Below are 14565 nucleotides of genomic sequence, written 5' to 3' on the forward strand. Positions count from 1 at the left end.
ATAAGAACTGATGGTATTCATCCAACTTGGAAGAGGAGTCAGGTCGCGGGCCAAATCAAGACTTTTAGGGACCACCTCGTTATTGCCAAATACGGAATTAATAGTCATCACTTCCGGATGCATGTCGCCTATCCACACCAGGCGGTCGCGTTTAATCCCATCCCATAGGTAATCCTGCATATTCAAATGAACGGTATAGGCTCCGGTCATCCATATTTTGTTAAGCCTCTCGTCGTTACAGGTAAATGATCCCAGGTAAGGAATATTGCGATAGGTAAAAATTGCACTGATTTCCTTAATATCGATTTTAACGCCAGGATCGACCAAATCTATCCGTACAAAACGGAAACCGGAATTACCCACCTCCAGGCGTCCCAGCCAGGGCAAAGTAACTACAAAATCACGCATGGCATGGTCGTTGGTTGCCCCGGACTGACCAACATCGCTCATGGTCTCGCTTACCGATTCTCCAAAACGGATACGAACCCGTCCGACCGGATTTTTATTGTTGATACTGGTAATTAACTCAATTCCCCCCTGAATTTCTTTTCCGAAATCAAGAATTATTCCCCCTAAAGAATCTTTAGTGCTGATCAGTTGCAGGTATTTCCCGGAGTATAAATCTGCCTGGCCGATTCCCGGTTTCAGGATACTCTCCGGATTTTTAACCAACTTCCCGGTATTGTCGGAAACCCAGACTATACGCTTAGCAGTCAGGTATTTTCGAGTCAGACCGGTAGGCCGGACTGTCCAGGCTTCCTTCTTGTCAAAAACCGGAGGAAGCTGGGCCATAGCCGGTATTATAATCCCCGTTAAAATAACGATTATAAAAAAACGTGATAACATGTTTTTCATAGGTGTAATTTATTTAATTGTCCATCATTTTTATTTTCAATTGCTTCTCTTAAAGAGTTTTTAATCTCATTAAAATTTCTAGTTTTCCTGTATTTCGAAATTCCCGGAAGGGAAATGATATAAAGTAGTCTCCCCTTCCCTCCTAACCGGAACATATTTCTTTTCATCAAAAGCTTTGCCGTTGATCCTTATGTTTTTCCCACTGGGTAAAGCCACCAGTCCCGATGAATTAGGCGGGATGTTAATCTGCCAATTCAAATGGCCAGCCTCCTTTTTCCAGCTGCTCATAATTGTACCATAAGGAGATTCTATGCTGGCTTTGGCCCAGGGCAGGAACTCGGTAAACAAAGGCTCAAAACGGATAACCTTGAACCCATAACCTAAAGCATCAGGCCGGATACCAGCCACATCCTCATAAAAACTTACATCATAACCTGCCTGCATGGGGTGATCGTGCGATGCCTGTTCTGCTTCCCTTTGGCTTGTTATATTTATGGGCAGCGTTTCCCAAAGCGTAGTGGCATCGGCAGAGTACCACATCCATTCAAAACTGTTTTCCCCTGTTTTTGTAAACATATTCCATGCTGCCTGAGAGTTGCCATAGCGGGCCAACATGCTTCCGATCCTGGATAGTCCGAAGATACCACAATGCATAAAGCCATTGCTTTTATCATTCATATTACGGACAATAGCATTGGATACGGCTTTTTCATCGCCTTCAGGAACCAGGCCCAAATCCAATGCCATGACGTCAGCCGTCTGGCTTCCGAATGTTTTTTGTGAAATATTATACAAATTATCCCTCACCTCATTGGCAATCAATGATTTCTCCTTCGCATACATTTTAGCATCCTCATCCTTTCCAAGGGTACGGGCTACCTGCTCCATGATACACACATCCATATAATGAAAAGCTGTAGAAGTAAACTCAACGGGAGCCTTTTCAGCAGCATCCCCCTTGGGAGGGCACCAATCACCCAGTCCCTGGTAAACGATATGCTTCGTTTGTTTCCCATACTTGTTTGTACGTGCAGTATCCAGAGCCAAAGACGAAACATAATCCGTCCATTGTTTCATGGCCGGATAAAAATCACTCAGCACCTTTTTATTCCCATAATAAACATACAACCACCAGGGAAGCTGCACCAGGGCAGTTCCCCAATCGGGAGAAGCCACCCCACACAGGCGTTTACCGGGGGCAATCATATAAGGTAAACCAATTGGTTTTTGAGTGAAATAAAAAATATGGTTATAGCGCTCGTGAAAGAGAGTCCTTTTTTCGAATACGTTTGCCCCGGAACGAATATCTTCCAGATAATTCATCCAGAAATTGTTCATTTGCAGATTAAGATTGGCCATTTTAACATAAGCATGGGTATCCCCGAGCCAGCCACATTTTTCCCTATCGGGACAGTCTGTAGGAATGCCGTGAAGATTATTCAGGACAGTGCGCATGGCCAATTCATGAAGCTTGTTTATCTGAGGATTGGCACATTCAAAAGTGCCGGTATTGGACAAATCGCTATGAACCTCCATCAATTCCAAAGTTGATGAATCGGGCTTACCTGTCATTCCTGAAAGTTCGGCGTAACGGAACCCATGATAGGTAAAGCGGGGAAACCAGGTTTCTTTCCCTTCCCCCTTGCAGACATATTCATCGGTGAAGGTATTTCCATGAACAGTCCATCCTGTGGAAGAAAAATCCAGGCTTCCATCATTGTTCTTTTCCTCTGCAACACGAATGGCCAGGTGTATACCTGCAGCCTGCAGGATATTCAAACGGGGAACACCAGCCATATTGGCCCCGAAATCAAAAATCCATTTGCCGGACGGATCCTTCCATATTTTTACAGCTTTCAGTATTTGCTTTGTCCTGATGGGGTCCATTACCTGGGGAATAAGGACAGAAGGGATATTCTCCCTGGCCGGGACTGCATACTTCCAGTCTGCACAATCTGTTTCTCTGTTGCACCATCCTTTTATTTCCTGACGGGCATCGTACAGTTCGCCAAGATAAATATTCGATTTAATTACCGGGCCGCTCTTCCACATCCAGCTTTCATCACTTCCCATCACCTTGCACGTACCATCATTGTATTGCACAACAAGTTGAAGGCGAAACATCGGACTGCCATAACTAAAGGCAGCGCCTTTCCAGGCTGCATCCTGTGAAAACCAACCTTTGCCCAACATAACGCCTAGACAGTTATCCCCTTTGAGTAAATATTTTGTTACATCAAAAGTACTGTACAAGGCACGTTGCTTATAGTCGGTCTGAGCAGGATCAAGGAAACGGGTAGAATCCACTTTCTCCCCATTCAGATAAAGTTCGCTACACCCCAGTCCGCAAAGGTAAACGGTTGCTTTAACAGGAAAGGCACCATTTTTACTCAGGCTGAATACTTTTCTAAAGTATGGAAGTGGGCTGTCTTTGGTATAGTTATAAGTAATCCATTTTGCTTTCCACGACTTCTCGTTGAGAAGTCCTATTGAAAAGTAAGCAGGCTTACTCCAGGCACTTACCCTTCCTGAATTATCCCAGATTCGTACATGCCAGTAATATCCGGTTGCCTCAGAAAATCCGGATCCTTTCGGTTCAATATCGAATTGTGCTTCCGATCTTTGTTTATGCGATTTCCAAGCATCGGCCCTGCCCTTCAGCAGCAATTCTTTGGTGGTTGCAATTTCTACCTCCCAGGCTTTTTGAAAAGTTCCTTCCACGGTGGTTTTTATTTTCCAGCTCAACAGAGGAGAGGCAATCCCTTCGGGATTAATCATATTACAGCAGCGCAAGCCATCAACAAGCAGTTCATGATCAGTCTGGGCATGAAGCAATATTATGGTTATAAAATTTATGCAAAAGCAAAATAATAATTTCCTGAAGCTTATTTTCATTTTGTTACAGAATAAATATAATTAAACCTGCCGCCGGGGGCTGCATCACCATTAACGTACCAGTCAAGCGGATCATCATCGTTTTGCATGTTATCCGACCATTTGAATTCCAGGTCAATCGAACTGCTGTTGATTCCGAGACAGGTTAAGGGGATTGTAATCATCAGTTCCCTGCCATCTACGACATAGTTCAATTGTTGAATATCTACCCATTTCCCGTCCTGATACTTTTGCAGTTTATTGCCACCAGCTACGCGGAAATCATAACCTGACCATCCCGTTTTTGCATTGCGGTCCACATCAAGATAAAGCCTCATCCAGTTACTTCCGGTGTTTGGGGTGATATCTTCAACCGTTTTGGCATAGAAAAATAAATTTTTTCCGTCACGTGCAACTTTCATTTTATAGAAGTCGTTCCGGCCGGTATTGTTGATGTAAACCTTGGCCGGCACAGATTCTGCCCCCGGGTGGTTACGGGCTTTCGTATCTCCGGTATAGTCAGTGTAAACAGGTGATACCTTGTTCCAATCACTAAATTTTTTAATGGTCTTTACCTTACTGGCTTGTGGATTAGCCTGAATACCTTTGTACCGCCGTATGTTACTGACCATCTGCATATAATAATCATCCTTAAGACCTGCAGTAAGTGTAGGTTCAGCATCACGGCTGTATTCCGGACTGGCCTCATCACAAAACCAAGAATGCTCCGGATTGCCATCCTTACTATCCCAGCGTCCGGCAATCCATTCGTTCCATCCGGTAATAAAAATGAAGGGGACATCCTGTTTTAGGGCAAAGTCCCATTGCTCCTGAAAATTATATCCATAAAAAACATCTGTTTTAGGATTGCCATGCGAACCATTATGATAGCTTCTTCCCCAGTTGTCCATATTCCCATAGAAAGCCGAACCTCCCATTCCTGCGGTTGGGTTAGGATGTTGGCATATAGAAACATTGACAATTTCCCGTTCCCCTTTTTGATTTAGAAAAACCTTCTGCGGACGGGTAAAAGAGAGCCATGGCCAGCCATTTACTTTGTCCCTTTCTGTAGGCCACTGCGACTCACGAAAAGTGAAAAATGACTGATAATTTTTTCCTGCTGCCTCTTTGGATATTCCAATAATCAAAGGTTTGCCATCAAGATAAAACCAACACTCGGGGTGATAATATGGAGCTCCAGGCTTATAAAAATTATCATAAACACTCTGCATGGTTTCACCAGATTTGGTATTGGTATAATAAACAATTTTGGGCGGATTTTTCCCCTGTGCACGAATGGCATCCATTGCACTCATCAATGCTTCCGATTGTTCCGGATAAATTAATGTATTTGTGGCATCTATCACTAAAAAATCAACGCCGGCATCGGTAAGCAGTTGCATATTCCGGAGATGTACCCAGTAATCATCCCCCCGGTAGTAGCCGTAAATAGGTTTACCCCAGTAATAAGATCCTACCCCCGATTTACCGGGTCTGTAAACCGGTAAACCCCAATATGGATTGTCGTAATCTTCCAATACCTCAGGATGGTTGGCTACAATTTCGCTCAGGTCCCAATAATTCTGGGCAGTATTTCCGCCTTGCCAAAGGAAATAAAAGAGCCCCACATGCCTGTTTGATTTAGGCCCGCCAACACTATTATTTAATGGTAAAACCCGTCCCAGGTCGTCGGTTCCAGCCAATGGCTGAGCCACAGCAACTTCTGAGGTTTGTCCATCGTTCCCCTTTTCTTCATGCTTACAAACAGCAAAAGAAAAACAGGAATAAAAAGAAATCGCTAAAACTATAAGTTGTTTTTTATTCATAATTATTTATTCTAAAATCAGAAAAACTAAATAATTAACATTAATTAATCACAAAAGAATCGTATTGTCTCTGAAATAGAAATTCAGGAAAGATGTTAATTAACGGTCATCTTTCCTGAACTTGCAAAATAATAAGATTCTCACTTTGCAATGCAGTACTAAGAGTCAGACAAAGGCAAAGCGTGAAAGATTAATACTTAATACTTAAAATCTTAACAGGTCCAAATAATCCGGATGGCTGCAAGGGACTGTCGGCCTTATATGGATTTACCGGACACCATGTAGGCCGCTGGCCGGCAGGCAATTTGCTGTCGCCAATTAACCGGTTGACCCATGTATTAACCACTTCAATCTGAAGGTCATTATCACCTGCTTTGACCAGTTTAGTGATATCCAACTGATAAGGAGCAGTCCAGATTCCCCCTGCATATTGGCCGTTTACCTTGACTTTGGCCATTGCAGTAACATTGCCAATATTGATAATCACCTTCTTATTGGCAGGTATCTTTTCAAGATTAAATTTGTTCGTATATAATGCAGTTCCTGAATAATATTTAATCTGTTCATCGGATGAAGTTGTCCAATCCTGAAGGGTTTCAAAAACCACAGGTTTTTCCGGCCCTCTTTGTGAAGCATTGAATTTGACAGTCCATGGCCCTTTTAAATCAACCATCAGGGACGGTTCCGGATAATTGGCTTCTAAATCAGTAGCTGTTGAAGGCCCTGCCTTTTTGCGGAAGACTACAAATACGCTTTCGTAAGGCATTAATTTTAAAGGAACTGCAGTAGCATTTTCATTTTGTACATAAGCAGGAAGGTTGCGCATAGAGCCGGTTGTGGCTTCCCAAAGTTCGGGCTGTAATCCTTTGACCCTGAATTCAGGAGTAACCAGTTTGGTTTCATTGGTTTGATTCGATACAAAATAGATTTCTCCGTTACCCAGTGTACGGTGGCCATAATGAATAGTGCGATCTTCGGGTAATTTGCAGTCAGGAATACAATTGATCTGCGTAAAAGCTTCTTCCATGGTCATTCCGTTCATTATCATTCCTTTTCCATATTTCCGTGATTTGACATTCACGCCATCAACATTGCCCCAAAGCTCTGCAGCTAATGCCTGTATCTGTTGGTCGGCAGCAGGTTGATTTTGTAAACTTGGCGAACGTTTTGGAGCAGGGCCCATGACAACAGCACCATCCTGGACTAACTGTTTGATTTTAGCCAGTAATTCAGGCCTCATGGTTTCCAGTTTTGGCAACACCAGGATACGGTATTGAGTTCCGTGAGGTAAGGTAATCAGCCCGTCTTTTACAGTCATATATTTTTCAATTACTTCAGCATTCATATAATCGAACTGGTAACCAACCGGAAGGGCAGGATCAGTAATCCCGGTCATTTTGGGAACATCTTCACCAATAAAATAAGCGGCATCAGCTACATTCAACCCCTGCTGAAGCATATAGTTTGAACGCTTGAGATATTGGGTGTAAACATCTATCTGGGAAAACCAGGTGTTTTTCCGGTTGAATTCGTTGCCAAAACCGGCATTCACGCCAGGAAATTTATCTTCATCAGGTTGGCTGATGTAAACATGCAAAAGAGTATTATTAATTCCTTCGGCAAAAAAGCGGTCCCCCCGTTGCTTAATGGTAGCCGGATAACGGCTAAATGCCCTTCCGCCACAAGTATTGGATTCGGCTGATATTTTTGTTTTTCCATAAATATGGCCGCAGGAAGTTGCTGCACGGTTTTCTATATTCCCCAAGTCGCCTTCACTCCAAAACTCTCCGCCAATTTCATCAGATTGTCCGCCATACATCAGGAACTCGCTTGGAAATCCCCAATGCCCGTAATTTTCAAGCCAGGTATGCAAACCATGTTGGTGACTAATTTCCCTTAAGCCTCCGACATAATCGTAGGCAACCTTGTCGGCCACCATACGGCGCATATCCCACAGGAAACGGTCGGAAGCCTGTTCGCTGCCCACAACTTTTCCCTGATATACCGGAAGGTAAGGGACAGGATCGTAACCATATTTTTGCTTAAATTCACTTATAAAATCATCGGTAAAATTCTGTCCGCCTGTTTCGTAACTATCCTCAACCACCACCTTGAATGTTTTCCGGTCGGCCTCAGGAATGCGTCTTAAAATTTCACCCAGAAAGGAATCGAAATGTTTTGCCACATGGGCTTTGCTTAATTTGTCAACTTCATAACCTGTGGCTTCGGGAGATGCGGGGCTGTTTTTTGTCCCCGTCGGGGTCATACCGGTACGGAGAATAACCCAATCACCCTCCGGCACATCCCAGGTAAGGGTTCCATCGGCTGCCAAATTATTTGAAATGTCTATTACTTTTGATGCATCAATCACCGTGGAAGGATCATTGGACTCAGGTTGTTGCGGCCATTGATATTCATTCCAATATGGCAGCGGAGTTTGGAACATTTTAGCCAGGGTTTTCTCGCTGTAACGTTCAACCCGGGGTGAAGCTGCCAGGACAACCTCGGCCAAACCGCTGTTTTGCCTTTCATTTTTAATAATCAGGCGAAAATGTGTAGCTGTTACCGTAGGGAATGAAACAACAACCGGGGCATAAGGATTAAAACCAACATTTAGCGCAGGATTGGTACGGTTTATCTGAAATTTGCAAAGATTACGGTAGTCCCCGCCGGCTTCCTGAACCTGAAGAGTGGCATCTGCCAATATAGGATGTTCAGTGGTTTGAATTGAAAGGCTGCGTGCGGTAAACGGTTCTTTTGCTTCAAGATTAATCACATATTCCTTTCCTGCCGGTATATTAATCCCTGTTTTACTATCTCCATCCGTTATTTTTCCTAATCCGGGGATAACTGGCTCTGAGGTAACAGTTCCATTTTCTGAGTTCAAAACAAGCCGTTCATCTTTGGGTGCAGGATAGGCAATAACCTTAACATCCTGGAAAATATCGTTAGGTTTATCTAACTTTTGAGTGAATTTCTGCGGGCCTTTTACATGTACCTCCGAAGCAGCCAGGTAACGCATGGCCTCATCTGATTTTATCCAGGGACCGCCAGATTGGCTCCATCCCGGAGAATTGAAAATGCCAATTTCAATGTTCAGTTCAGTTGCCGTTTTCAGTGCAGTATGAATGATATCCCACCATTCGTCGCTTAATATTTTCACTTTCCCATAAGGAACATCTGCCTGGCCAATATTTCCTATATAGGCCCGGTTGATTCCGGCTTTCTTCATTGCCTGAAGATCCTTCACAACCCCTTCTTTCGAAATATTGTCGGAGATCCAATACCAGTAAACACTCGTCTTCATTGAATCAGAAGGTACAATAAAGCCACTCCCTAGTGTTTTATCCGATACTATTTTTTTGCCTGATCCGCAAGCCACAAAAAAAATCGCTGCAAAAAAACAGTTTAACAACCATATCCATTTTTTCATAATTGACAGTTTAGTTAATTGTTTATTGTTATTTTTTAAAACATATTTTAACGATTAAAAACTAATCAAAATTCGACCGGAACGTATATATTCCTGATTTAACCCGGAATACTGCCTTGCCATTTTCCATTCCTAAAAATGTTACTCCAACGGCTTTGCCTGCAGGATTTCCCGATTCAGTAACCCGGGAATCTGATTTTGCCGGTACATAAACAGTTGCGGTTGTATTTACCGGGATAGAAATGTTCATGGTGAGTTTTCCGTTTTTACGCTTCCATTTGCTGACGATACGTCCATACATGGAATCATGATAAGCATCAACAGAATTCAAATCACCTACAATCGATGGATTAATGATAATATGTTTGAAGCCGGGTGCTGCAAAATCGAACTGTATTCCTGCCAGGAATTTATAAAAATATTCACTGATCAAACAAAAGGGCGTATGATCATGCGAATCGTACCCATCCCAGCTTTCCCACATTGAGTTGGCCCCCTGTTTGACCATATACCCCCAACCTGGATATTTTTCCTGGGTAGCAAGTTTATATGCCAATTCCGGATTCACTTCCGGAAGATATTCCATCATTGCCGAAGTACCTAAAAATCCTGTACTTAACCTGTCCCCTTTTCCCCGTATATCCTGAACCAAATGCTCCAAAACAGTATCTTTCATTTCATTAGGGACTAATCCGTATTCAAGGGAAACAATATTGGTCGATTGCCTGTATCCCGTAGGTTTATCGCCATGATAGATCCCTGAGTTTTTATTTAAAAATTCATTATTAAAATTAACCGAGATACGCTTGGCCCATTCCCCCAGAGCCTGAGCTTCCTTAGTTTTCCCAAGTATATTACTGATTTCAGACAGACGTTTCACAATTAAATAATGGGAGGCTGTTCCATAAAAGGTATTGCCTTCAGGCGGGGCCATGGTATTATTACGCACATTATCGTTGAGTTCCATCAACGGTGCAACCCAATCGCCCAATACATCATTGATGATCTCAGGTTTGTCTTTTACCTGCCTTTGTAAACTACTTTTAGCAAAACGGAGCATAACATCATAATTTTTCTCCATCGTTTTGGAGTCGGCATAAAATCCGTAAAGATCGCAGGGTATATAGACCATGGCAGCCGGCCAGGTTGTGGAAGCATTCTTATCGTAAAATGTAGAAGGAGCTACCGTCGACAGCCCTCCTTCTTCAGTTTGGGTACCGGCCAAATCAGTTAACCATTTCGTATAAAAACCAGCCATATTAAAGTTGTACATGGCTGCCTTAGCAGAAAGATAATTATCCGCTGTCCACCCCTGTTTTTCCCTCTGTGGACAATCGGTAGCAATACTGTGGTAGTTGTTTAAAAGGCTATTTACCGAATTCTGCTGTATCTTATTGATCAATGAATTGGAACAGGTGAAGTTCCCGGCCTTTTCAACATCGGTATGTACCGGAATGCCTTCCACATTTTTAATCACAACACCTTCATCAGCAGTAATCCGTATGTACTGAAATCCCTTATAAGAAAAATGGCACTCAAAGGTTTCTTCTTCTCCACCCTTGAGGATGTAACCGTTCTGCTGGCGGATGTTCAAACCTTTATCATAAAAAGAAGCATAATGCTTATCCCTGACCTCATATTTGAATCTTGAGGGTGGCAGATTGGGTACCAATTCTTTATCTGAAGGAGTTTCACAATATTCAACCAGAACTTTTGCCCCTGAAGGCCCCTGGACTTTCACCCTGGCCCATCCGGCAATATTCCTTCCAATATTGTAGACTGTTATCCCCTTCCCCTTATTATATGTTTTTACGGGGCTAATGGGGGAAAAGCAACGAACCGGGGGCATCATCTGCGATTCCAGCCTGGCGTTCCATTGCACAACAGAAACATTCTTCCAGTTGTCTTCATTGAATGAAGGAGAGCTCCAACCTTTTTGTTCCAGCCGAGCATCATACAATTCCCCGTGGCGGGTATCATCATATACAATGGGCCCGCCCGCAGTCTTCCACGTGTCGTTCGTTACCACGCTTATTTTTGTTCCATCTGTGAATTCGATATGCAGCAAAGCAATAACCTTAGGCTGATCAACCCAGGAAGATTTGCTCAATCCCCAGACATCATTGCAAATTGGATTGTACTGCCCCCTTCCCAACATGATTCCAATTGCATTATTCCCATGCTTAAGCTGATTGGTTACCTCATAACTGGCATACAAGGAACGTTGGTCAAAATTTGTCCAGGCAGGATCAAGCACATGGTCTCCAACTTTTTTCCCATTCAAAAAAGCCTCATAATATCCTAACCCGCAAATATATAAGTTCGCAGACTTGATTTTCTTGTCAATTGAAAATTCTTTACGGAAAAGAGGAGAAGGATCATATTGGGGATTTGGCATTTCATATAGGGTAAAGATCGTGCTGTCCTTTCCTGTTAACCATGGCCATGTCCTGGTTCCATGTGATAAATTATTCAATTCAGAATCCTTATGCTGTTTCCATTCTTTTCTCCATTGTCCTTCTTCTTTATAAGCAATCCATTGGGCGCTTTCCCAGTCTTGTTTCTCTAACAGGCCCATAGCCCAATAAGCAGGCTTACTCCATTGGGAAACTTTGCCGTCCATGTCCCAGACCCTGACTTTCCAGAAATATTTTGCACATGACTGCAAAGCTTTGCCCTTAAATACAACCTGTATCGATTGGTCAGAATCAATTTTCCCGGTATTCCATATATCGCCGTTATTCTCAGCAAGCAATTCAGGTGTAGAAGAAACAATGACCTGAAAAGCAAGCTGGATGTCCCCTCTTTTTGGAGATAATATTTCCCAGCTTAAACGGGGTGAGAGATCATCCACTCCCTGCGGATTTTTAAGATATTCACAACGTAAATTTGTAACCACTGCTGCCCGCAATGTGATGCAGAAAAAAAACAATCCAATGACAAGTAAATATTTTTTCATTTATAACATTATATATCAATGAATCAAAGTTCTGAGTAAACGAAATTGAAACGCCCGCCGGGTGCAGTATCCCCATTGACATAAAAGTCCATGATATTCCCATTTTCCTGCATGTTATCATTCCACTTAAACTCAAAGTCGAGCGATTTCCCCTTAAGGTTGAGTACGCTTCTGGGAATCTCCAGTTCCAGTTTATTCCCGTTGACGTCATACCTGGTCAGGGCAACTTGTTCCCACTCCCACCGGTTTCCTACATTTTTCTCAACAACTGCCTTATTACCCTTTGGATTTACCCTGTTTATGACATAATCGTATCCATTCCATCCGGTGGATTTATTGCGGTCTATATCAATGAAAAGCATCATCCAGTTGCGGTCAGTGTGAGGAGAAAGGGCAGCAGCGGTTTCTGCATAGAAATAAACCTTTTGGACATCGCGTGCTACTTTGGCCCCAACGATATCATTTCTTCCGGTATTATTCCGGTAATATTGGTTGAAACGGCCACGGTGATCGCGGTGTAACGTATTTCCTTTATAATGCCTGAAACAGGGAGTCACATCAGCCCAGTCATTTGCCTTACCCAATTTAATTGTTTTGATTGCAGAAACCTTCTCAGGAGGGGTCATCCCTTTAAATTTCCGCACCTGGTCGACCAGTTGAAGATAATACACATCGCCTTTATCGCCCCAGCCTTTATTGGGTTCAATATCCCGGCTGTGTTCCCAGTCAAACTCATCGACAAACGAGAATGGATCGCCAGTCCAATGATCTTTGGGTAACAATTGATTGGCAACATATTCGTTCCATCCGGTCACAAAAACCAGTTCCGGATCCAATTCAAAGGCACGGTCCCATTGCTCCATAAAATTCCATCCATAGAGATAGCCGTCAATCCGGGGATCGAAGCCATTTCTTTTGCTGAAACTGCGCCCATAAGTTCCGGGCAAATTAAACGCACTGCAATGGCCATTGGTGGCAGGACAGGCATTCTGGGCGATGCCAACAGTAACCTCCTCGAATTTTCCATCTTTTGCTTCAACATAGCCATGCTGAGGGTAATCTTCTAGCCATCCCCACTGGTCGTTGCGACTTGGCCCATTTACATAATCAGGTTGTCCGGGGCGAAAAGTAAAGAAAGCTGCAATTTCCTTATCTTCAGCCGAATTGGTCAGATTGTCCGGATATCCCATGATGCAAGGTTTCCCTTTCCAGTAAAACCAAAGATTGCTGTAACGGCCCGGCTTATATACATCGCGATAAAGCTGCCTGAGAGAAATTAATGAATTTTCAGAGGGCCCAAATGGAAGCATGAATGCTATATGGGGAACGTTTACCCCATCTTGCTGCGCCTGATTCCAGGTTTTTAGCAAGGCCTCATACGAATCCTTCCAGGTTTCATGGCCATTTGTACAATCGAAAAATACGGCATCTATTCCGGCATCAGCCAACATTTCGGCATGTTTGCGCAATACCCATGGATCCGTGGTTTGATAATAACCCAATAAGGGTTGCTCCCAGTAGCAAAGCCCATAGGGTTTACCGCCCCAGGCGGGATGATCATAGTCTTTCATCGCCCCTGGATATTTCCTGACAATTTCGGTGGTGTTTTTTACCTCCATGGTAGTGTCGTCATTTCCCTGATGCCAGGTCCAGTAAAAAATAGCCACAAACTTATTTTTTTTCTTCTGACCGGTTTCAGGGTAATCCCTCACTTTTCGTCCCAGGGCATCTGTTGCCGCCCATTGATCACTGATGACTGCCTGCGCTTTAACTTGTTCAAACCAGAGACAAAAAATTGCTATCGCTGCAACTGATTTCACCAGATATTTCTTTGTCATTCCATTCAAATATGATTTGACAGACAATGCAACAACATATTCACAATCTATAAGTTATGCCATTATTACGAATTGTAACAGTTGTAAATTTTTAAACTTTTAAAATTCGCATTTTTTTGGTAAAAACAACTTGATAATACAAGTTTTTTATTCCTGAAATTACAAGGATTTGCTAAGGATATTTATTCAGTTTTCCGTTCGCCTGTAAGTATGACAAATGAATTAAAGGGAAGCCTGACTTCGCTTTTTAATATAACTCACTTATTATCAGACACTTATTTATTTTAAAAATAAATGCTGTTGTCCTTCATGAAGATGAACCCTATGCCCCATCCACTCAAAATCTCCTTTAAGGCCCTGTGGCAGGATGATTTCAGCATCAATTCCGGTTTCCCCTATCTTATTCAGGTGCATCTTTATTTCTCCGTTTGGATGTGGCATTGAAGCAGTTACTTCGGTTAATCCGCCCAAAGCCGGTGCAATCCTGACAGTAGAAAAACCCGGGGATTCGGGGACAATACCGCAAACGACGGCAAGAAAATCGTAAAGAGGACAGGCGCTCCAGGCATGACAATCGGAACGGGTGGGCTCGGGTTTTTCAGCAAAAGTTGTCAACCCCAAATCAAGCATATCGCGCCAGGGCTTAAGTTGGGAGTAATACACATCACCCATCCCGGCCTTTTTGAGTGCCTGAGTCAGATAGAACCGGAAATAAAAAGTAACCTGTGCCAAAGAAGCATCATCCAGTAATTTCTTCATCACGGTTTTCCTTGAAGATTC

7 protein-coding genes are annotated in these 14565 nt (G+C 43.0%); all 7 read right to left on the reverse strand.

The genetic code is table 11. The features are described from left to right. Positions 1-846: alpha-L-rhamnosidase (locus tag Q8907_05040; protein ID MDP4273628.1), on the reverse strand; the 846-nt coding region annotated here is incomplete at its 3' end. Between the two features lie 87 nt (positions 847-933). Beyond that, entirely contained in the window at positions 934-3750 is a 2817-nt protein-coding gene (locus tag Q8907_05045; protein MDP4273629.1) for a family 78 glycoside hydrolase catalytic domain, read from the reverse strand. Continuing rightward, positions 3747-5555 carry a hypothetical protein gene (locus Q8907_05050; GenBank protein ID MDP4273630.1) on the reverse strand — a complete coding sequence of 603 codons (1809 nt, stop codon included), beginning with the start codon at positions 5553-5555 and terminating at the stop codon, positions 3747-3749. Before Q8907_05050 ends, Q8907_05045 begins: the two co-directional genes overlap by 4 nt. Positions 5556-5745: 190 nt before the next feature. Further along, entirely contained in the window at positions 5746-8988 is a 3243-nt protein-coding gene (locus Q8907_05055; protein ID MDP4273631.1) for a glycosyl hydrolase, read from the reverse strand. Positions 8989-9049: 61 nt separating this feature from the next. Continuing rightward, positions 9050-11947 (reverse strand): family 78 glycoside hydrolase catalytic domain, encoded by a 2898-nt coding sequence (locus Q8907_05060; GenBank protein MDP4273632.1) that lies wholly within the window; start codon positions 11945-11947, stop codon positions 9050-9052. A gap of 23 nt (positions 11948-11970) precedes the next feature. Beyond that, a complete protein-coding gene (locus Q8907_05065; protein ID MDP4273633.1) occupies positions 11971-13785 on the reverse strand; it encodes a hypothetical protein in 1815 nt (604 codons plus the stop codon). A 279-nt stretch (positions 13786-14064) separates the two neighbouring features. Beyond that, positions 14065-14565: alpha-L-rhamnosidase C-terminal domain-containing protein (locus tag Q8907_05070; protein ID MDP4273634.1), on the reverse strand; the 501-nt coding region annotated here is incomplete at its 5' end.

Source organism: Bacteroidota bacterium, assembly GCA_030706565.1.
GTDB lineage: Bacteria > Bacteroidota > Bacteroidia > Bacteroidales > JAUZOH01 > JAUZOH01.